We start from the raw sequence: 22,724 nt of genomic DNA, 5'->3' as shown, positions 1-22,724 counted from the left end.
CAGTATCGCTACAATAGGCTGAGTGGATGGTAATTACTGTGCTTTTTTAAGATACAGTATAATCGAATGACCATGTACGTCTCGTCGGAATGTATATCGACCTCTCATAACAACAAACAAACAACATCATTGGAGGGACTAATTATGACTAAGAAATCGAATTTGAAAAAACCGATTTGTGCACTTGCTTCTATGACACTGGCAGCATCGCTGTTGATTCCTGGCGCAGCATTTGCCGAGGAAAATACAGAAACAACAGGTAGCTTCAGTCTGAACAGCAACACGTATCTGTCCAATACGGGCTGGGCAGGTAACACAGGCAGCATGACTTCTTCCGATCAAAGCATGACAAACGGACAATCGATTTTCTATGACAATGCGAACTCCTTTGGATATAAATGGGCTTATCCAGCCGATGCGACAGGACTTCAATCCTCACCAGCAATCTCTTATGGCTGGCACTGGACAAACGGCTATGAGGGAGCAGGCAATATGCCAGTAGACGTGTTCCGTGACAACTCTCGCAACAGTACCTCCAGTCGCAGCAGTCAAATGAAAAACATCGATACATCTGTAGCCTATTCCACAGCCGATGTAACTGGTGATTATGCAACAGGCTATACACTGTATATTCACAATACACAGCAGGCAGGCATGGAAACAGCACCAAAAGCAACTATCAAGGTAATCACATCAACCTCGGCTAATCCAGCTATGACTGATGATACAGGCATGATGGATGCATCCGATATGTCGAATCGTACAGAAACAAGCACAGGTACGAATGTATTCACTGGTAATACTGCGATGACGTCGAGCGATATGGATAACATGATGGCGACCGATATGGGTGCATGGGGTCAATGGATCGATATGGTAAGCATTGGCGGTTCGAACTGGAATGTATATCGCAGCACAAGTAGCAGCGATAATACGGTAACCTCCGCTAATATGAACGATAATGTAACCTATACGTTTGTACGCACAGCGAATACAGACATGATCTCACTGAATCTGACTGATTTTGTGAAAAATCTGCTGGATCGCAATGAGCTGATGACTACAGGCGATTATATTAGTGGTGTAACCTTCGGTACCGATGTGATGAGCGGTAGCGGTAAGCTGACCGTAACCGATTGGAATATTAACGTACAATAATGGTACCTCGAACGATCATTATCGCATTAAACTTATGATCGCATCGCATATGATATCAATCTTCATATAGCAGGACGGTTCCAACGAATCGATCTGCATGACCAAAAAAGCTGCTCGCGTCCTATCGCGGCAGCTTTTTCGGTTACCTGTAGATTCGACCCTATTGTCTATGTGTGTATATCTATGCTCGTCACAGTCATATGACGGAGCTGATCGCAATACTAGGCAGGAGATAGATGATCCAGATCCGGTAGATTACAAGCTGGCATTGGATAGCTGAACCAGTAACCCTGAAACTCCTTATATCCGAGTTCTACCAGTCGATCCCATTGCTCTTGATCTTCAATTCCTTCTGCTACGACTTGCAAGTTCAATGCTTCTGCCATCGTGATTAACGCCTTGAGCACGGGTGGATTCATCTGAGTTACAAATGACCGATCAATTTTAATTTTGTCGATAGGAAGACGGGTAAGCATGCTAAGCGAAGAATATCCTGTACCAAAGTCATCCAAAGAAATCGTGTATCCCTGATCGCGTAGCTTGAGAAGGGAGGATTGCTCTTCTACCGCATTGCTGGTTGCTACACTTTCGGTAATTTCCAGATCAATATAGCTAGCATCGACCTGCTCCTCCGCTAAAATCTGATTCAATCTGTAAATGAAATCCGGATCATCCAGCTGAATCCGAGAAATATTAACAGCAATGCGTATCCGGTTGCCATATTTACGTTGAAGTAGTGGCAAATCGCGGCAGACCTGGCGAATGACCCAGTCACCAATCGGAATGATCAAGCCGGTCTCTTCTGCAACAGGGATGAATTCGGCAGGCGATACAAGCTGCTGATGATCCTTGTACCAGCGTAACAGAGCTTCCACAATGACCACTCGATTCTTTTCTGTACTGTAAATCGGTTGATATAACAGCTGGAGCTCATCTCGTTCCAAACAATGATTGAGCGCAAGCTCATGATGGAACCGTACAATCTGTTCATAGCGAAGAGAGGTGTCGAAGATATGATAACGACTGCGTCCCTGTCCTTTGGCATAATGGAGAGCGATATCGGCGTGACGTAGCGCGGTCTGGGTGTTCATATCCTGTGTTAATGGAGCGATACCGATGCTAGCGGTAATTTTAACCTCACGATCCTTTAAAATAAAAGGGCCGCTTAGCGCTCGTAGCATCATTTGAGCAGTCTGATAGGGCGAGCGTTCACTATTCTGGCAGACAACGAGAAATTCATCGCTACCAAGGCGGCAAATGATCTCACCATCCGTAAACTGCTGCTTGATTCGTGCGGCAGCCTGAATGAGCAAAGCATCTCCGCTTTCATGGCCCATCATATCATTGATGCTTTTAAAATTATCGATGTTCAGCAAAAACAAGGTGCCTTTTTTGAGCGTGTACTCATATAAAAAGCGCCGATTAAACAAATGTGTTAATTCATCATAATACGCGTAAAACTTTAGCTTCTCCTCATAGCGGCTACGCTCGGTATAATCTCGCGTAACGCAGATCAGGTGAGTAATACGCTGATCCGGTCCACGAAGGGGAGAGATAATGCTTTCTCCGCTCAAATTACCGTTAGGCAGCACGTTTCCGTCCTCAAAGCGCGTGCTTTGCCCGGCTGATAAAGCCTTCATGTACTTATTATGCAGATAATGTGCCATCTCCGGCTCATGGGCATAGCATTCAAAAAATGTCTTTCCCATATGTTCAGTTCTCACACCGCTGAATTTTGCAGCCGAACGATTCACATAGCTGTAATAAAATTGCTCATTATGCACACGCATAACGTACACAAAATCTTCGATCGCATCCAGAGCTAGAGCAAGAAGCGGAGGTATTTCATTCATATCTTTGTCCATGCGTTCCACTCCCTCGACCATGCTTTTCCATTGTTCTTTATCTCGTGATTTCAAATGATTCACACTATATAGTATAGTTCGGTCAAATGCCTGTATATTCTTAGCAATAATTGTATAGTCTCTTAGAAAAGTTAGCTATAAAGCATCGGCAGTCATAGATTATAACAAGATTCGACGTTATTTTACATAGTAGATGTGACAAAAGCGCAAACACCTTGCCGTTTGGTTGCAAACGCAAGGGCGATGCCGGATAATACCAGAGAAATAAGCATAGCACAGGAGGTTTATTTTTCATATGAAGCCAATTATCGAAATTGCAAGGCAGACAGGAATCGACACAGACTACATAGAACCGTATGGCAAATATAAGGCAAAGCTAGAGCCTGAGCTGATGGAGCAATTACGTGATCAGCCGAATGGAAAGCTAGTGCTTGTTACGGCGATCAATCCGACTCCGTCTGGTGAAGGCAAAACATTAACATCGATCGGGCTTTCCCAATCTCTTCATGCGCTAGGTGTACGAGCGATTGCAGCACTACGTGAGCCTTCGCTAGGCCCTTGTTTTGGAATGAAGGGTGGAGCTACCGGCAGTGGGCGGGCGCAGATTGTACCCGCAGATGATATTAATCTGCATTTTACGGGTGATATTCATGCGATATCGAGTGCGCATAATCTGCTCGCTGCGATGATCGATAACCACCTGTATCATGGCAATGAGCTACGGATTGATCCGAAAAGAATCACCTGGAAGCGAACGGTAGATATGAATGATCGTAGCCTGCGAAGCATTGTAACCGGACTGGGTAGTGGAAATGGTGAGGTACGAGAGAGCGGCTATCTGATCACCTCAGCCTCAGAGGTGATGGCGATTCTCTGTCTAAGTGAGCATATGTCGGATTTGAAGGAGCGTCTGGCTCGTATCATTATCGGCTATTCGTATGATGGCGCGCCTGTCACTGCCAGTGACTTGAAGGCAGTGGAAGGAATGGCAATCTTACTGCGTGATGCGATCAAGCCCAATCTGGTACAGACGATCGAAGGCACGCCGGTTATTTTGCATGGAGGGCCATTTGCGAATATTGCTCATGGCTGTAGCAGTGTGATCGGTACGAAGACGGCGCTCAAGCTGGCAGATATAGTTGTAACGGAGGCTGGCTTCGGTGCCGAGCTGGGGGCAGAGAAGTTTTTCAATATTAAATGCAGGCAATCCGGGCTGACGCCATCCGCCGCTGTACTGGTCGTAACGGTGAAGGCGCTCAAATATAATGGACAGACTGGCACCATGGAGTCGTCTACCGATTCAGCAGGTGTGAATGAAACCACAACTTTACAAAATGGAATGGCGAATTTGCGTCGTCATGTGCGTAATCTGCAATCATTTGGCGTACCGGTTATGGTTGCAATCAATCATTTTACGGGTGATACCGAAGAGGAGCTGGCGCTGATTCAAGAGGAATGCAGTAGACTGGGCGTTCCAGCCGAGATATCGCATGTATGGGCAGAAGGAAGCGCAGGCGGCGAAGCGATGGCACGCCGATTACTACATCTGCTGGAAACCGCACCGCAAGCCTTTACGCCATTATATGAAGATGAATGCTCCCTTGAAAGTAAAATTGAACAAATCATTACCTCCATCTACGGTGGTGAGGGTGCTGCCTATGCGCCTGCTGCGCGCCGTACACTGGAGCAGCTGGAGGCACAGGGATTCGGTCATTTGCCAGTCTGTATGGCGAAGACACCATATTCCTTTACCGATCAACCGAGATTACTAGGTGCGCCTACCGGGTTCACGATTCAGGTCACTCGTGTTTCCTTATCGGCAGGAGCAGGCTTTGTTGTCGTGGAAACTGGCAATACGATGACGATGCCAGGACTACCAAGGGTGCCTGCCGCAGAGCGCATGCATATCGACGCAGGTGGAACGATTGATGGATTGTTTTAATAAGCTAGAGTAGCATAAGCTAGCTGAACATGTATAATCACACAGAAATAGCCACTCATCTAATGAGTGGCTATTATTACGTTTATGCTGATGAGTAACAATTAATATACCTGTACATCGCTACCGAGCACCGACTTATTTTGCACCGAATTGCCTGTAAGGTACACTCGTTCAAGATGAGGCAGCTTGGTTAACGTCTCCACATTGGAGATTGCATTATTCTCCAGATGAAGCTCCTCCATGGCTCGCCAGTTGCTCATGAATGCCAGTGAAGCCAGATTACTATCCTGCAAAGTAAAGGAACGCAAAGCCGTCATATTCGCCAGGTATGGTGTTGCCTCGTCAATTTCGGTGACCGAATCATTATTTAGACTAAAATAAGGCTTGTCTAAGGTCAGCTGTTCCAGTGTGTTATTCGTTGGAGCAGTCGACTGTTTAATATTCAGTCTGCATTCGCTACAGGTTAACGATTTTACATGCTTCAAACGAAATAAAGCATCTGTCTCCGAAAATAATGAGCTATCGTAAATGCTTAATGCTTGAAGCGAAGGCAGTGCATCGAGCGCTTGAAGCCCAGTGATTTCACTGGTTTCCCATAAGGAGAGCTGCTTTAGCTTCGGAAATTTCTGTAGCATGGCTAGATTCAAGTCTCCACTTCCACCGCGGATCGTAAGCTCGGTTGCTACGGGTGCTTTCAGCCCACTAAGAAACGACCCTGGAATCTCTACCTTAGTAGCAAGCGGTAAGTTGAGAGAGTCAGCATGTTCATAGTAACCGGATAACGATAGGTCACGCAGTGAAGATAGGCTGTTGATTAATTTTACTGAGCCAAGCTTATTTAAGGATGAAAGATGGAGTGTTGTAATCGAACCTTTACCTTCTAGGGGCTTCAGACTGGAAAAGTTTACATTATCCATATCAAGTGTTTGCAATACGGGCATATTTTGCACAAAGTTGATCGACTTCACATTTGCCAAAAAGGATAGTCGAAGATGTTGAAGCTGTGTCAACGCAAACAGCGGTTGCAGATCTGTCGCATCGCTATGCTCGATGGACAGGGACGTTAATCCATTCATCGATGATACCCAGCCCAGGTCATTCACAAAGGTAAGCGATAGCGATTGAAGGGGCAGCTTGCTCAGTGACTGGAGATCCGTAACCGATTCGTCCACATACGTAATGGATAAGGAATGTAAATTAGGGAATTCCAGCAGCAACGCCACCTCACGATTGCTACGAAGCTGTGTAGATAACGCTGTAATCTTCGATTTGTCGCCAAAATAGCCAGAAAACTGGCTAAATGATTCGTTAAATGCACCACCATAGCTTTTAAGCCCCGGGATATGGGCAAATGTCGTCTGATCAGATTGAGAGATTTCATAGGTTCCATTGAAATTCAATGAGGTCAGCCCGGTGAATGCTTCAAAATCTCGCTGATCGATTCGCTCGCCATTGAGTTTTTTGTCCTGCGTGACATAGGTGATCTTTTCAGCTTTTTCATCACTGAAAGGATCAGCAAAGCTATATGTAAATTGCCACTGCTTATCTTCTGAATAGTCTACGCTCAAATAACGAATACGAGCCAATTCTGCTTCTGTGGGCGCAGCAGAGCCTTTATGGAAAATATCACGTAAAAAGGATAGCAGCACCTCGCTCTCTGGCATCGTCCGTACCGACTCGTTCGCTACCGTCTGAGGAGACGTATCTTTCATCAAATAATACACATATGCTCCTGTACCAACGATCATAAGCATGACCAGAATGAGCAGTAGCCGTACGGGAATAGTCAAGGACGGGGCTGCCTTAGCTGGAGGAGCTGCGCCATGATAATGGTTAATCGTTTGATCGACATAATAAACCTTGTTCTGTTCCAGCAAAAGCTCTGTTCCACAATAGGGACACTTTAAAACCTCATCCTGTTTATATTCAATTTTTCCGTTGCAATTAGGACAGTTTAACGGAATTAATGCCACGGGAATATCCTCCTTCAAAATGTCGAATGAAATGCTATTGCATGATCGATAATGCACGTTATCATGATGTACGTTTATTATACCCGGTGCGTTGCCAATCTCTATCAAGCTTTTTGATTGTCGAGGAAAATAACTACACGATCAGACTCGTTATCTCCAGATGCATAGAGAAATAGATAAAGCGACGTATAGCATGTAGATGTAGGGCATGTAGAAGAAAATCAATCCGAATTAGAGCGATTGAACCAGCACTCAAGTAACATTCAAGCCATACTCAATAGGAATGTTATATGCACAGTTTTCTCTTGTTAATTGTTAATACATATGATATTAATTAACCATATTATAAATGATTCATTTTTTGAATTGAAAGCGGTATCTTTTGTGTGTAAACATCCAGCTGTGACTGCTTGATCTATGACTGCAAGTCCCATTCGAAAGGAGCTTGATTCACATGAAATCCATTCAGCATTCTGTTCATACGTTAAGTCCAAAGCAGGTACATATTGATGATCGCTTCTGGTCAGATTATCAGCAATTAGTAAAGGATGTTGTGATTCCTTATCAATATGAAGCATTACATGATCGCGTGCCTGATGCAGAGCCGAGTTATGCGATTCGTAATTTTGAGATTGCGGCTGGAAGAAGAGAAGGTGAGTTTCATGGATTCGTTTTTCAGGATACCGATGTAGCCAAATGGATCGAGGCAGTAGGGTATTCCCTTATGCTATCTCCTGATCCGAAGCTAGAGCAGATGACAGATGATGTGATCGCGTTGATTGCAGAGGCACAGGGAGCAGATGGGTATTTGAATACGTATTTTACGATTAAGGAGCCAGATAAGCGCTGGACGAATCTGGTTGATTGTCATGAGCTCTATACTGCCGGGCATATGATCGAGGCTGGGGTAGCTTATTATGAAGCGACAGGCAAGCGTCAATTGCTTGATGTGGTCTGTCGTCTGGCGGATTATATTGATGCTCAATTCGGACCGAAGCCAGGTCAAATGCGCGGTTATGATGGGCATCAGGAGATCGAGCTGGCACTGATGAAGCTATATCGACTCACAAAGGAAGAACGGTATTTAAAGCTGAGTCAATTCTTCATCAATGAACGTGGACAGGAGCCGAATTATTTAAAACAGGAATGGGAAAAGCGCGGACGTTACAGCTTCTACGGTGGCAAGCCGCAGGACCGCATTAATCTGGAGTATTGTCAGGCACATCAGCCTGTACGCGAGCAAAAGGTCGCTACCGGGCACGCCGTACGTGCGGTGTACATGTACACCGCAATGGCGGATCTGGCACGTCTGACTGAGGATGAGCGCCTGCATGATGCTTGCCGTACATTATGGCGCAATATTGTAGATCGGCAAATGTACATTACAGGTGGGATCGGCTCAACCCGCCACGGAGAAGCCTTTACCTTTGACTATGATCTGCCTAACGATACGATCTATTCCGAAACATGCGCCGCAGTAGGCATGGTATTCTTCGCTCATCGAATGCTGCAATTAGAGCCACGCGGTGAATATGGCGATGTGCTGGAGCGAGCGCTGTACAACAATGTGATCGGTGGCATGTCGCAGGACGGTAAGCATTATTTCTATGTTAACCCGCTTGAAGTATGGCCAGCTGCAAGCCATCGCAACCCGGATCGCGAGCATGTAAAGCCTGTACGACAAAAATGGTTTGGCTGCTCCTGCTGCCCACCTAATGTAGCCAGACTGATCACTTCACTGGGGCAGTATATATACACAAGCGATGCGGACACCATCTATACCCATCTGTTCATCGGCAATGAATCCATCCTTCATATGAATGGATCGGATATCACGATTCAGCAAGCAACCCATTATCCATGGGACGGAATAGCCAGCTTTAGCTTCAAAATGGAACAGCCTGTTTCGTTCACACTGGCACTGCGCCTACCTGGCTGGTGTTACAAAGCTAAGCTTATTGTAAACGGAGAGCCGATCGATCATTCCTCCATGCTACGCAATGGGTACGTATATATCCAGCGTGAATGGACAGCGACAGATACGATCGAATGGCATATGCAAATGGACGTACAAATCCTGTACGCTCACCCTGAGCTTCGTGCCAATGCAGGACGCATCGCTTTACAACGCGGCCCCTTGGTATACTGCATAGAAGAGGCAGACAATGGAGATCAGCTCGCTTCACTGGCGATTACAACAGAAGCTCCACTCGAAGCCCAATACGATCCTAACCTGCTAGGCGGCTGCACAGTAATTAAGGGTCAGGCTATACGCGAGCAAAATGCAGATGCAGATTCCTCCTTATATCGCTTACAGCCACCTGCACGTGTCGAACAATCCTTTACCGCTGTGCCATACTTCCTATGGGGCAACCGTGGAGAAGGAGAGATGTCCGTCTGGCTACGAAAGGCTTGAATGGCTTGACAGGCTTTATAGCTTGCCTTACTTATCTCCATTCATAGAGAAATCGTTTGAAGTAAGCGCCTGCCCACCTATACATGCCATAGGCATACTCACATAAAACCATATAGGCAGGATTTACCTCACCTGATATACCAATGGCATTAGCAATTAAACGATATTACGAATTAAACAGAATAATATTAATCGTAAATGGTACAAGCATGCCGACCTCTATATGAGAGGGTATGCTTGTATTATTTTTTAATACGGTTCATGAGCCGATCTTACTGAATATAGGATAGATTAAGGTTTCATAACAAAATATGAAAACGCTTGCATTTTACATAAATTGGAGTTATTTTAATAATAAGCATCGTTTTTAATCTCTTGTCTCATTCAGATAGCGCTTCATCAAGCATGATGACTGTAATTCCATTTTAAAGGAGGAATATATGATGGCGATCTCGCATGTTCTTGTCCCCTATGATGGTTCATTGCATTCCCAGCGTGCGCTGGAACGAGCAGCAGCGCTGGCTGAAGGTCTACAGGCGGAGCTTGAGATTCTGTATGTTGATTCTGCAACGGTAGATGAGCTACGTCAGCCGCTCATTATGACGTCGAGTGAATTGGAAGCTTATTTTGACCATAAAGAGGACGAAGTGCGACGCAATCTGCGAGAGATGATCTCCAGAATTCCGAATGCTAAAACCGTCATCATCTGTGGTAGTGCAGCGAAGGGAATTGTCGATTATTCGATGCAATCGAAGCCTGATCTGATCATTATGGGCAGTCGGGGACTGAATACGATGGGCGAGTTTATGAAGGGCAGTGTGAGCCGCTATGTAACCCAGCGCGCGTCCGCTCCGGTGATGATTGTTAAATAACCATTGAGGCATACATGCTGGGGAAGATACAAGCATGCTCCCATCGAGCGTATAAGCGTATAATTGAAAGTTTGATTTTAAATGAGCGTTACTTTATGAAGCGCGAATATGATATAAGTCTTATCCAAACGAACCGCTCTTAGGCTATACATAGCACAGAGCGGTTTTTGATGTGCAGTTAGGTTTTTGGTTTGCAGTTATATTTTTGATTTGCTATCAGATTGCTTTCCACGAATCGCTGGATACGTTTTGAAAGAAATTCCAGCTTTAACACCTTGCTATAGCTGTTCCGGGTTCGATCAATCTATCATTCGGAACATTTGTTCTTATTTTTTCTCGTAAACTATTGTAACACTGGAGATGAAACGTTAAAATGAAAAGGAGAACATACTAGGGAGGTCTTACATTGGCTAAAGCAAAAGTGGCCAAGCGTCCAACACGCGATGAATTTGTTCTGGAAGAGCTCGGTAATCAGCTAACAGAAGCATTTCATGAAAAGTCGATTATTGTGCTGACCGTCTGGGGCTGGGAAGAAACGGTGCGCGGTGAAATTGTTAAAATGGATTCACGTACAGGTAAGGTACATGTACAGACAGTTGAAGACCTGTACAAGGTGCCATTTATGGATATCATGGACATCAACTATCCACGTGATTGAGATACAGGCTATACAAAAAAGCTTTGACAAATTTCATATCCACCACATATACTAGCATAGTCGATTATCGGCTATGCTAGTATTTTGTTGAAGGAGGAATACGATGCCTCTTCATTCAGATGAGCAGTCTTTAGGATTATTATTATCACGTACGTATCTGGCTTATAAAAAGAGAGCGACTCAATTACTAAGCTCACTGGATATCACGCCAGAGCAGTTTGGCATCCTGCATCAATTGAGTAAATATGAAGGGATGTCTCAGAAAAAGCTAGCAAATATCCATGAGCGCGATCAGACGAGCATTGGGAAAACGCTAGAACGACTGGAAAAAAAGCAGTTGATTGCACGTCATGTCGATCCAGCTGATCGTCGTGCGGTCGTTGTGCATCTTACCGAGGAGGGCGTGGCGCTTTTACAGCAGGCAGAGCCTATTATGGAGAGATTGGATCATGATATTTATGATCGATATCAAGGAAAAGCCGACCATTCGCTACAGGATGCCGTAAATCATATCTATGAAAATTTGTCCGACTGAATAAGGTCGGCTCATTTTTTGGACAAATAGATGCATAGCCTTTTATAGGCTAACCATCTATTTATATACAGACAAAGAAGTGGAGTGGAATAACCTATGCAAGCTTTACACACCTGCAAGGCATTTTTAAGTATTGTTCAGACGAAGATTGGTCTCGTATTCGCCGTATTTGTACCGTTATTATTTACGATCGTGTGGATGACCGGATATAACGGGGCAACCGAACGGCTTGATCAGTTGAAGGTTGGTATTGTGAATGAGGATGGTCGTTCGGGTGCAGTAATTATAGAGCGTATGATCCAGCAGATGCCGTATCAATCGGTTATGTATTCGTCGCTGCAACAAGCGCAGCAGCAGATGGATCAGGGTGAGGTCATGATGGTCATTGCGATCCCAGCTGAATTTACAGAGGAAGGTAGCAGCAAGCAATCTGCACAGCTCTCGTATTATGTAAATGAAGCCAATTCAGATATCGCCAAATCAATGATGGAAGCTTCGGCTCCAGCTATTTCAGCAGCTGTAGGCAAGCAAGCCTTTGGCGATGTGCAGGAGCAGATTGTCAGCACGAATATCATTAAAACCCATTCGATTCGTAATTTTGCAATATCGATGCTGCCGATGATTCTGGGCTTTGTTACGTATATTGGTGTGATGACGATGAATATTCAGCTGAATCTTGCTTCCATGATGCTAAAACGTAGCCATCGCAAATGGGATATTTTCTGGGGAAGACAGCTCCTGCTTGTAGGCGTGGCGCTATTTGGATCTTTGATTGTTACCAGTGTTGCAATGCTATTTGCCGATACGGCGGCATCGTTCTGGCAAATGTGGGGCTTTCATATGCTCGTATATGCAGCTAGCATCGGGGTGACACAGATGGCATTTGCTCTATTTGGCAATGCTGCACCGTTATTTAATGTAGCGCTCATTCCGCTCCAGCTCATGACAGCAGGCAATATTATTCCAGCGGCGATGCTGACGCCATTTTATCGGCATATCGGTTCCTTTCTACCCGCACCGAATGCGATTCAGGGCTATCTGCGTTTGATTTATAATGATGCGCCAGTCGGTTCATTTGTGCTCAATCTGCTGTTAATCACGTTGATCACCTGGGGTGTGACATGGCTGCGTACGGCTCTCATTCGTCCAGCTACTGCTCCGCTTACACAGCCAGCAGTTGATCATTAAAGAAAAGAGGATACAAGGATGGCATTTCAATATATTATCGTACCTTACGATGGCTCTGCTCATGCTGAGCGTGCTCTGGATCATGCTGTACAGCTTGCCGGAGAGCTACAGGCACAGCTGGATGTGGTATATGTTGATTCTGTGCAGGCAGAGCTACTACAGCAGCCGCTCATCATACCGACTCATGAGCTGGAAGCTTATTTTACAGACGAGCAACAGGAGACCCGGGAGCGCTTGAATCGAATGACCGAACGTGCTCATCCTGCACGTGTGAATATTATACAGGGTCATGTGGGCAAGGCGATTGTACATTATGCGACAACGGTTCATGCGGATCTGATTGTAATGGGGAGCCGAGGGCTGGGTACGATTCAGGAATGGATGCTTGGAAGTGTGAGTCATTATGTGGCTCAGCATGCTGAATGTGCGGTCACGATAGTAAAGTAATGGCTAGCCAAGCCTTTTCGATGGAGAACATTCACTGTCTCCAGCGGAAAGGCTTTTTTATCAATTATCTATGTCCTGAATGGTTGGCATCGCTATAATCATGCCGAGCATCGACTAAAGCTAATGAATAAGTGAAGAAGGATTTGTATCATTATCTATAATGTTATATGCCTAATTTCCAAATTTTAATAATGTATAGCTAGTTTGAAAAAAGGAAGTTCCGCCGACTAAGCGAAATACTAATATAAGTTTTGAATACGCTTACATTAATGGGAGGGATTACATGATTAACAAGGGGAAATTATTCGAAATGTCACAGCGACGTCAGACGATTAGAAGCTCGGATACAGCTCTACATACTCGTAACAGCGACATTGCGCAGAAGAAACAGATTCGTTTTTGGAAAAAGGCAATGCTCACAGCGGCAAGTGTAGCGATGCTAGCTGCATTCTACACGGCTGGGCCTGCACCAGCAGCAGTTGCTGCCACTGGCTACAAGTTCGATTTTGGCAATGGAGCGGTACAGGCTGGTTATACAGGTGTTCGCGCAGAGGATGCCTACAGTGCAGCACGAGGATATGGCTTTAATACACCTGCTAATATGCGTAATGTACCTGCCTCAGGGTCAGGTGCAGGGAGTGATGCTGTACAATTTGTAACCTTTGGCACGAAGAGCACCAATACATTCAATGTCGATCTACCCAATGGCTTATATAAGGTGAAGGTGATGCTCGGTAACACATCGCGCTCCAGTGTAGCAGCCGAAGGCGTGTATCAGATTATCAATATGACGGGGGACCATGCTGTTGACGAGTTTCAGATTCCAGTAACAGACGGACAGCTGAATTTACTAGTTACCGAGGGTAAAGCTGGAGCAGCCTTCACCTTGAGCGCTTTGGAGATTACACAGCTATCTACAAATCCAACGACGCACCCTACGATCTATATTGGTGGTGACTCTACTGTAGCGAATTACTATCCACTGGATAGCAGTGTGCAGGGCGGCTGGGGGCAAATGCTACAGCAATATGTGAATCCATCGAGCTTTATCGTACGCAATATGGCGTCTGGTGGACAGATCGCTCGTGGCTTCCTTAACGATGGACAGATGGAAGCTATTTTGAAATACATTAAGCCGGGCGATCTATTTATCGTTCAGCTTGGCATTAACGATACGAATTCCAAAAATACGACAACTGAAGCACAGTTCAAGGAGTATATGCGTGATATGATCCGTCAGGCGAAGGCAAAAGGCGCAACAGCCGTATTATCCACACCGCAGGGACGCGCTACTGACTTTAATAGCGCGGGTGTACACAACGCTCAGGGCAGATGGTATCGAGCAGCAACGGTTGCCCTTGCAGCCGAGGAAAATGTGCCTCTAATCGATCTGAACGTGATCAGCTCCGCCTATTTTACATCCATTGGCCCGGCGGCAACACTGGCACTCTATATGGATGGAGATTCCCTGCATCCTAACCGTGCAGGCGCGATCCAGCTCGCCAGACTCGTATCCGAAGAACTGAAGCGCCAGGGATTAACACCTTAAATGGGGCAAAGCCTGGCATCTGTTCCATACAAATATCGATCCAGCCCATACCAATGATTCATATGAACGGTACAGATTGATAATTATAACCTTTAGAGCCTGAGCGTCTACAATGAACTCCTATGCTGTAGATTCGCAGGCTCTATTCTAGTTGATCTCTTTATTTCTTACCGGAGTAGTTGATGTAAGACGATATAAAGCTTATGTAATGGTCTCCATTCACAGCGCCAAACACAGCACTTATGCAATTTATTTCCTTCCCTTATACATACGAAAAATAATGTAGTATAATATGATAAGCATTTTGCGAGGATATGGAGGAAGATAGAGATGACAATGCAGCTCATTGATCCAGTACTGATCCAGCGTCGTTTAAACGAGCTTCAGGATCAGGATTTGTATATTCACCTTGAAATGACGACTGGCGCGTACGCGTCCCATATGGACAGCAGCAAGCACCCGTCGGCAACATTTATTAGTAATGCACGTCTACGCTATACTACAGGCTCCATTTCAGAAAAAGCGCCCTTTTTCCGTGTAGGTCTGAAAACAGAGACAGGCTGGGTATATTCCGAAGGCTTGACTCATTATGAAGACACCGAGCAGGAGCGCTTGATTCTAGCAGGACACGATGCTCAGGGTAAGCTTGTTGTTGCCTTGCAGCTCAGTAAGGAGCCGTTTTGATGAGTGAGGAGATGAACCCGATGAAACTGACGATACCTGAACAATCCCGTGTACTGGTCGTGCTGCCTCATCCAGATGATGAGTGCTACAGTCTGTCCGGTACATTGTCCAAGCATATTGCCGCTGGTGGGCAAGTAACGTATGCCTGCCTGACACTGGGCGAAATGGGACGCAATATGGGCACACCGCCATTTACGAACCGTGTGAATTTGCCGAATATTCGCCGCGAAGAATTGAAAAAGTCCGTTGAAGCGATCGGTATTCAGGATTTGCGTATGATGGGCTTCCATGATAAAACGATTGAGTTTGAAGATCGTAAGGTACTGGATGGCACGATTCTAGAGCTATTACAGGAGCTTCAACCGTCTGCTGTATTTACCTTTTATCCAGGCTACAGTGTGCACCCTGACCATGATGCAACCGGTGCTGCTGTCGTGCGTGCGATGAGTCAATTGCCAGAAGCAGAGCGTCCACCGCTTTATGCGATGGCATTTTCCCATAATTGCACCGATGAGATTGGTTATCCTGATGTGGAAAATGAAGTGGGCGACTTTATCCAGAATAAGCTGAATTCTATTCATGCACATCGTTCCCAATTCCCATCGCCAGGTGAGCTGGGCAAGAGCAAAAAGATGGATCGCGAGCTACGCGAGCGTTTTAGCCGTGAACGCTTCTGGACGTATACTGCTTATCCGCAGGCTTAATCCATATATTATCAATATTTTCTTGAAGCCGCCCTGTCGTTATAATGGGGTGGCTTTTTGCTGCAAAGGGAGCTTTTTGTGAAGATAGGTCATATTCCTTTTGATTTCACAAAAGATAACGCTTACAATGTAAGGGTTCACATGTTTATTTATTGTATCTACCTATTTTATTTATCTAAGGTGTATAGGCTAATTTCTCTACCGGTATACTAAACGGAGTGGTGTCTGCAACAGCATACGCCCGCCGTTTGCATATACGCCATAGATTATCTAATGTCAAAGGAGTGTATCCTATTGGAACGCGTATCATTTGTATTAAATATACAGCCTGAGGATCGTGATGAATACATCCGCCGACATGAGGCAGTGTATCCCGAATTATTGCAAGCATTTGGTGAAGTAGGGATTCGTACATACAGCATTTTTTTACATGGTGGGATATTGTTTGCTTATATGGAGGTGGAGAATTATCGTAAGGCGATGGATGCGCTTGCTGTCCATCCTGCCAATACGAAATGGCAGGCGTATATGTCTGATCTGCTTCTGCTAAATGATGCAGGAACGACCTCAGAGGATATACCGGAAGTATTCCATTACGAGGCTTGAGCTGAAAAAGGATCAGTAGACAGCCAAGGCTTGAATTAAAGATAGTCCATTCAAAACGAATGCTATCCATTTATGTGACTTTATTTAAAAAAACAGCAATGAATAGACGCAAAGTTGTATCCGCACCTCTAACCTGTCATCATTAGTGTTGGAGGTGTATTTGTGATGAAATATGTACATTACGAATCGAATGGTCAATCTCAGCTCGGTATTCGTTTGGATGAAGGTATTGTGTCATTTGCTGTGCTAGAGGAGCTATCTGCTGGTGCACTGCAATTACCGCAAACGGTAGAGCAATTACTACAAGAGTCAGAACTACATAAGAAGCTAACCGTCTGGCTAGAGCAAGCCAGCGCAATCACTGCTATATCACCTGAGCATTATATTGGGGAGGACACTGTACGCTGGCTTCCATGTGTACCGACACCAGGCAAGGTGCTGTGCATCGGCTTGAATTATCGCAAGCATGCGGCTGAAACGGGAATGGCTGAGCCGACAACACCTGTCGTATTCAGCAAATTCTCTGATACGGTAGCTGCACATCTGGATACCGTGCCTTTACCAGCGCTCAGTCAGCAGGTGGATTACGAGGCAGAGCTGTGCATTGTGATCGGGAAAAAGGCAGAGCGTGTCAGTAAGGAGACGGCACTGGATTATGTGTTTGGCTATTGTGCATCCAATGATGTATCTGCACGTGATCTGCAAATGCGGACCAGTCAATGGCTGCTTGGTAAAACCTGTACACGCTTTGCGCCGATCGGGCCGTATCTGGTGACCGCAGATGAAGTGGGCAATCCGAACGAGCTCGGGATTCGTGCCTATGTGAATGATGAGAAGGTACAGGATTCGAGCACGTCTGATATGATCTTTTACTGTGACGAGATCGTGCATTATGTATCTCAGTACATGACGCTGATGCCAGGCGATATCATTTTAACGGGGACACCGGAAGGCGTTATTTTAGGACAGCCGGAGGAGCAGCGGGTATGGCTGAAGGATGGCGATGTAGTAACGATTGAGATCGATAAGCTGGGACGTTTAACGAATACGTTCAAAGCAGCTATCCCGCAATAAACATAGAGAGCTGTAGGATAGCGGTGACAGCAGACCGCAAACACGTTATTATGAAAGAAGTGGACATAAATAGAGAAGGGGTCTGTGGATGAAGTTTAGGGAATGGATTAACCATGAGGGGATTAGACGGATTATTGTACTTGCCATACTGATCCTGATTATCTTTTCAATGTCGAGCATGATGAATATTATACTGATGACATTGCTGCTCACGATTCTGATCGGCAGCTTGTATAAAGGCGTCATGAAAATTTTTCAAAAGGTAGTTCCCAATGTATCTCCGTTTTTTGTTATTCCGCTTGTGTATGTTGTATTGCTGGGCATCATCGGCTGGGGGATTTATCGTATGGTGCCAACTGTAAGTATGCAGGTGGCTCAGATTTATGACATGATTCAGGATGTGTACGCCAATCCGCATGCGAACAAATGGAATCATTATGTAGTCGAGCTGATGAGAACGCTCAACATTGAGCAGGTGCTCGAAAATGTAGGCAAATTTATCGGCCCAGGCTTTACCGTATTGCTGAAAATAAGTCAGATCGGCTCCCAGTTATTCATTGCTATATTGCTGAGTTTGTTCTTTTTGCTGGATCGCTCGCATATCGTACGCTTTACAGCTTCATTTCAAGATAGCAAGCTAAGCTGGTTTTTTAAAGAAGTCGGTTATTTCGGTGGTATGTTCCTGAATACATTTGGTAAAGTGATCGAGGCACAGCTGCTCATTTCCTTTATTAATACGATTCTGACCATTACAGCGCTCTGGATCATGGGCTTCCCGAATCTGATGGGACTTGCTGTTATTGTATTCGTACTCGGATTAGTGCCGGTAGCTGGTGTGTTCATCTCGCTCATTCCGTTAGGGCTAACCGCGCTGAGCGTAGGTGGTATCAAATATGTGGTGTATCTGTTCATCCTTATTCTGATTATTCATGCGATCGAGGCGTACTTCCTCAATCCAAAGCTGATGTCGAGCAAAACGAACTTGCCGGTATTTTATACCTTTGTCATCCTAATCTTCTCCGAGCACTTTATCGGGCCATGGGGACTTATTATCGGTATTCCATTATTCGTCTTCTTCCTGGATCTGATCGGTGTCAATCGTGGCAAAGCGTCTAAGCAGCCCGATCCTCCTAGCTCTGGGAAGGAACAGCTAGCTTCACCACCATCTCCACCGGATCAGCTCAGTTAAATAGGTTAGAACACTGTAGACTGTACATCATGCACAATCATACATTATAAAATTGAGCCACTTTCCCATATGTTCCAGACTTGTCCGTAATGGATGAGGATTGGTGCGATGGGGAAGTGGCTTTTTTATATAGTTATAGATATGCGAAGTGGTAGATCAATAAGCGGAATCGTTGCGAAGTGCACAGTGCGATTAGAAGGAAATGTGGCGATTTTACAAATAGATAATAAATATGTCAGTATAGTTCACTTGGAAATCACGATAGACGTCATATCGAAACGAAAATAAAGAATGATGTATTCGCTTTGTATGTAATAATAAAGCATCTGTTCAATTTTATATGTTAATTTGATTAATTTTTTACAAAAAGAATTACTTTTGCATATATTTCCATGTTAGAATGGTAACGTTATTCTAATTTCATAATACATAGGGGGAGACAAATGCTTACATGGAATGATCTGCGGCCAAAACTGGCAAAAAGCTTGCTAGCGTTTACATTGTTGATGCCGCTACCTACAGCACTGATGACTGGAGGTCTGGCTCATGCGGAAACGGCAAGTGATCCAGCTCCGTTTATTAATGCAAAGGTCGTTAACGGCAATGCAGGGAAAAAGGTATTGTTCGACAATGCTCATGCTCAGACCGCTGGTGCAGCAGACTGGGTAATCGATGGAGGATTTTCGGATTTTGCCAATGCGCTGGCGAATGACGGCTACTATGTGAAGGAGCTGCGCAAAGCTGGTGCGATTACATATGCAGACCTGAGCGAGTATGACGTGTTCGTTGTCGCTGAGCCGAATATACCGTTCAAAACGAGTGAGCAAGCTGCCATGAAGCAATATGTTGAAAATGGTGGCAGTATCTTCTTTATCGGGGATCATTATAACGCCGATCGTAACAAAAATCGCTGGGATGGCTCCGAATCGATCAATGGATATCGTCGTGGTGCATGGGAAGATCCTGCCAAGGGCATGTCCACAGAAGAGCGCAATTCCGAAGCAATGAAGAATGTTGTAAGCTCTGACTGGCTGTCTGACAACTTCGGTGTACGTTTCCGTTATAATGCACTGGGCGATATTAATGCAAACAATATCGTAGCGCCGGATCAAGCATTTGGCATTACGCAGGGTGTGAGCAGTGTAGCGATGCATGCTGGCTCAACACTGGCGATTACCGATCCAAATAAAGCCAAAGGCATCGTGTATATGCCACAAACGAAGGAAGCCTGGCCTAACGCAGTAGATCAGGGCGTGTATAATGGTGGCGGTGTAGCGGAAGGCCCTTATGTAGCTGTGTCCAAACTGGGTGGGGGTAAGGCAGCATTTATTGGCGATTCCTCTCCAGTAGAAGATGCAACGCCAAAATATCTGCGCGAAGAAACTGGTGCTAAAAAGACAACCTATGATGGATTCAAAGAGGTTGACGATGGGAAGCTGCTCGTCAATGCGGTAAACTGGCTGTCCACAAAGGAGAGCTACACCACGCTGTCGCAGGTGGATGGATTACAGCTCGATCAGCCAACACCTCTGCTGGCAATTGAAACGCCACAAACATCGACAGAGCCGCAAGCCGAGCCATGGGCAGCACCTGCGGCAGGCTACAAATGGTGGGATTCTTCGACCTTCAAGCCAGGTTCTTATGGTAGCACGGTACAGGTATCCAACCCAACCTATAGCCTGGTATATCAATCCCAGCTTCCGAATGCAGAGCCATTCCAGGTACGCATCGTTGCTGATGATCTGGCACCGAACAGCACGGTATCCGGCTTTAGTGCAGGGATCTATGTAACAGGTGGTAACCAGGTGGCTCAGATTCAAAATGCGGATGGCACATGGCCAACATCGTACGGGTATAGCTCGACGTACAGCCTGACAGCGGATAGCAAGGGTCACGCAATCAAAGACTTGACTGTGCGTATTAAGCCAGGCACAACGGGTGCAGCTAGTCTACGTCTTCGTCAAAATGGTAGCAATCTGCTGACGCAAGCCGTAACGATTGCGAATGTACCAGCCGAGCCATTGCCAGTAGATAACGGCGGCGTTCAGATTCCAGCACTAAGCAGCATTGCTTCTGCACGTAATCAAAGTGCAGGTGCACTGGTTACAGTTGAAGGTGTTGTAACGACTGCACCGGGTGCATTTGGTGGTCAAGCCTTCTACTTGCAGGATCAGACAGGTGGCATTTATGTCTACCAAAATCAAAGTGGGTTTGCACAGGGAGATGTGGTACGTATTACCGCATCGACTACGCTGTACAACTCCGAGCTGGAGCTAACTGATCCGGTTGCTATTGAGAAAAAGGGTACTTCTGCATTGCCAGAGCCTGTAAGCTCGGTAACCGTAGATGCGTATAATCAAGGTCAGCTCGTCCAGCTGAAGCAGGTACAGATTAGTAATATCGTTAGTGCAACACCAGCGGGCTCGTTCGAGTTTGATGTAACGAGCGATGTGTATAGCGATCAGTCGAAAAAAACACATGTGCGTGTAGATGCGCGTACAGGCTTAACGCAGGAGAAGTTCTCGTATAAAGAAGGCGATTGGGTAGATGTGAGCGGTATCGCTGCTATTTTCAAGGATAGCTATCAGCTCAAGCCGCGCGGTCTGGATGATATTAAGGCAGCTGATGCACCTGTAACACCAGAGCCTCCAATCGAAGAGCCTAATGCTACAGATGCACCAGGAACTCCAGTATTGTCCGACGATAATGGACATGATACTGGATTGCTGGATGGTAGCTATCAGGTAACGATGAATATGTGGTGGGGAAATAACGGTTCTACGTATAAGCTGTATGAAAATGATGCGTTGATCGCTCAAGGGAAGCTGGCAGATCAATCACCAGCAGCACAGCAGGTGACGACAGCTGTGAGTGGTAAAGCGAACGGTACGTATACGTATGTACTGGAGCTGACTAATAGCTTTGGTACAACCAAAAGTGCTCCGCTAACTGTAAAAGTGACCGATGCTAATCCAGGCAAGCCTGTACTGGCGAGCGACAACTGGGATGGCGATGGAAGCTACAGCATCAGCATGAATATGTGGTGGGGAACCAACGCGACAGAATACCGTCTGTATGAGGATGGTCAACTGATCGACAAGCAAGAGCTAAAAGCAGGCACTCCACAGGCACAACGCGCATTTACTGCTGTATCAGATAAAGCAGTGGGTGAGCATGTCTATACCGCGGAACTGGTGAATGACTCCGGTACAACGGTAAGTGAGCCGATTACGGTGCAAGTAACGAAGTAAGATGTGCATAACGGGTAGACGGCTACTTTTCCAATGCTTTAGGTATAGTTTTATGTAGAGTAGCGCTTCATTCTCGATTCCATTTATCATTATAAAAACCCCGAGCGATCAACTCGTACTGGATTCCAGCAAAGTTGACCGCTCGGGGCATTTGTTATTTGGGTATAGAATTAACCTTGAATGACAGCGATCGCCAGTAATACCCAGCCTGCTAGAAATAGCAGACCACCCAGCGGTGTGATTGCGCCCAGCTTGCGAATGCCACTGAGACTCAGGGCGTAGAGACTACCGGAAAAGAGAATAATCCCACCGAGCAGACACCAGCCTGCTGCGCTGGCAAGCGAATGTCCATTCGTTAACTGGCTGCCTGCTATACCCGCAGCGAGGATACCAATTCCATGTACAAGATGGTACTGGACGCCTGTTTCATAAATTTTCAGCATATCCGGTGTTAAGCGCGGCTTCATCGCATGAGCGCCAAAGGCACCAATCGCTACAGCGAGAAACATCACGATGCTACCGATGACTAGCATAGTTTGCATATATACGCTCCTTTTAAAAGGTAGAATGATAGGAAAGAAGGCAGTGCTAGAATGGCTGTCAGACAGGACAT

Annotated in this window: 18 protein-coding genes; 15 read left to right on the top strand and 3 right to left on the bottom strand. The window is 45.6% G+C overall.

Annotated features, from left to right (window positions below):
• The first annotated feature begins 144 nt into the window (after window positions 1-144).
• Window positions 145-1,158 (top strand): hypothetical protein, encoded by a 1,014-nt coding sequence (locus tag SK066_RS12200; RefSeq protein ID WP_320541698.1) that lies wholly within the window; start codon window positions 145-147, stop codon window positions 1,156-1,158.
• 221 nt (window positions 1,159-1,379) lie between these two features.
• Here the strand turns inward: SK066_RS12200 and SK066_RS12195 are convergent, their stop codons facing one another.
• A complete protein-coding gene (locus SK066_RS12195) occupies window positions 1,380-3,023 on the bottom strand; it encodes a putative bifunctional diguanylate cyclase/phosphodiesterase (RefSeq protein WP_188774748.1) in 1,644 nt (547 codons plus the stop codon).
• A gap of 295 nt (window positions 3,024-3,318) precedes the next feature.
• Between SK066_RS12195 and SK066_RS12190 the strand changes: the two genes are divergently transcribed.
• Window positions 3,319-4,965, top strand: coding sequence for a formate--tetrahydrofolate ligase (locus SK066_RS12190; protein WP_320541697.1), 1,647 nt, complete (start codon window positions 3,319-3,321; stop codon window positions 4,963-4,965).
• A 101-nt stretch (window positions 4,966-5,066) separates the two neighbouring features.
• On the opposite strand, the gene SK066_RS12185 is transcribed toward SK066_RS12190, so the two are convergent.
• The gene (locus SK066_RS12185) at window positions 5,067-6,842 is read right to left on the bottom strand and encodes a leucine-rich repeat domain-containing protein (RefSeq protein WP_320541696.1); all 1,776 of its coding nucleotides are present in this window, start codon (window positions 6,840-6,842) and stop codon (window positions 5,067-5,069) included.
• 550 nt (window positions 6,843-7,392) lie between these two features.
• Between SK066_RS12185 and SK066_RS12180 the strand changes: the two genes are divergently transcribed.
• The 13 genes from SK066_RS12180 (at window position 7,393) to SK066_RS12120 (ending at window position 22,111) form a co-directional block, all read left to right on the top strand.
• Window positions 7,393-9,354: a glycoside hydrolase family 127 protein gene (locus SK066_RS12180; RefSeq protein WP_320541695.1), complete on the top strand. Its 1,962-nt coding sequence runs from the start codon at window positions 7,393-7,395 to the stop codon at window positions 9,352-9,354.
• A 440-nt stretch (window positions 9,355-9,794) separates the two neighbouring features.
• Window positions 9,795-10,226: a universal stress protein gene (locus SK066_RS12175; RefSeq protein WP_320541694.1), complete on the top strand. Its 432-nt coding sequence runs from the start codon at window positions 9,795-9,797 to the stop codon at window positions 10,224-10,226.
• Between the two features lie 406 nt (window positions 10,227-10,632).
• Window positions 10,633-10,884 (top strand): YolD-like family protein, encoded by a 252-nt coding sequence (locus SK066_RS12170; RefSeq protein WP_188774744.1) that lies wholly within the window; start codon window positions 10,633-10,635, stop codon window positions 10,882-10,884.
• A gap of 103 nt (window positions 10,885-10,987) precedes the next feature.
• Entirely contained in the window at window positions 10,988-11,419 is a 432-nt protein-coding gene (locus SK066_RS12165) for a MarR family winged helix-turn-helix transcriptional regulator (protein ID WP_188774743.1), read from the top strand.
• 96 nt (window positions 11,420-11,515) lie between these two features.
• On the top strand, window positions 11,516-12,607 hold the full coding sequence (locus tag SK066_RS12160; RefSeq protein ID WP_320541693.1) for a YhgE/Pip domain-containing protein: 1,092 nt from the start codon (window positions 11,516-11,518) through the stop codon (window positions 12,605-12,607).
• Between the two features lie 18 nt (window positions 12,608-12,625).
• Complete coding sequence (locus SK066_RS12155; RefSeq protein ID WP_320541692.1) at window positions 12,626-13,054, top strand: universal stress protein; 429 nt, start codon at window positions 12,626-12,628, stop codon at window positions 13,052-13,054.
• A 436-nt stretch (window positions 13,055-13,490) separates the two neighbouring features.
• Window positions 13,491-14,603, top strand: a complete 1,113-nt coding sequence (locus tag SK066_RS12150) for a rhamnogalacturonan acetylesterase (protein ID WP_320544868.1) — start codon at window positions 13,491-13,493, stop codon at window positions 14,601-14,603.
• A 336-nt stretch (window positions 14,604-14,939) separates the two neighbouring features.
• Window positions 14,940-15,287, top strand: coding sequence for a YojF family protein (locus SK066_RS12145; RefSeq protein ID WP_320544867.1), 348 nt, complete (start codon window positions 14,940-14,942; stop codon window positions 15,285-15,287).
• Window positions 15,288-15,307: 20 nt separating this feature from the next.
• On the top strand, window positions 15,308-15,991 hold the full coding sequence (gene bshB2 / locus SK066_RS12140) for a bacillithiol biosynthesis deacetylase BshB2 (protein WP_250343104.1): 684 nt from the start codon (window positions 15,308-15,310) through the stop codon (window positions 15,989-15,991).
• 294 nt (window positions 15,992-16,285) lie between these two features.
• Window positions 16,286-16,597, top strand: a complete 312-nt coding sequence (locus tag SK066_RS12135) for an L-rhamnose mutarotase (RefSeq protein ID WP_320541691.1) — start codon at window positions 16,286-16,288, stop codon at window positions 16,595-16,597.
• A gap of 165 nt (window positions 16,598-16,762) precedes the next feature.
• Complete coding sequence (locus SK066_RS12130) at window positions 16,763-17,671, top strand: fumarylacetoacetate hydrolase family protein (protein ID WP_320544866.1); 909 nt, start codon at window positions 16,763-16,765, stop codon at window positions 17,669-17,671.
• 88 nt (window positions 17,672-17,759) lie between these two features.
• Window positions 17,760-18,860, top strand: coding sequence for an AI-2E family transporter (locus SK066_RS12125; protein WP_320541690.1), 1,101 nt, complete (start codon window positions 17,760-17,762; stop codon window positions 18,858-18,860).
• A 443-nt stretch (window positions 18,861-19,303) separates the two neighbouring features.
• The gene (locus SK066_RS12120; protein ID WP_407673666.1) at window positions 19,304-22,111 is read left to right on the top strand and encodes a chitinase N-terminal domain-containing protein; all 2,808 of its coding nucleotides are present in this window, start codon (window positions 19,304-19,306) and stop codon (window positions 22,109-22,111) included.
• A 170-nt stretch (window positions 22,112-22,281) separates the two neighbouring features.
• On the opposite strand, the gene SK066_RS12115 is transcribed toward SK066_RS12120, so the two are convergent.
• The gene (locus tag SK066_RS12115) at window positions 22,282-22,653 is read right to left on the bottom strand and encodes a DUF423 domain-containing protein (RefSeq protein ID WP_188774738.1); all 372 of its coding nucleotides are present in this window, start codon (window positions 22,651-22,653) and stop codon (window positions 22,282-22,284) included.
• Between the last annotated feature and the right edge of the window lie 71 nt (window positions 22,654-22,724).

The organism is Paenibacillus hunanensis (assembly GCF_034055775.1).
GTDB lineage: Bacteria > Bacillota > Bacilli > Paenibacillales > Paenibacillaceae > Saccharibacillus > Saccharibacillus hunanensis.
This window is presented reverse-complemented; position numbering and strand designations above follow the sequence as displayed.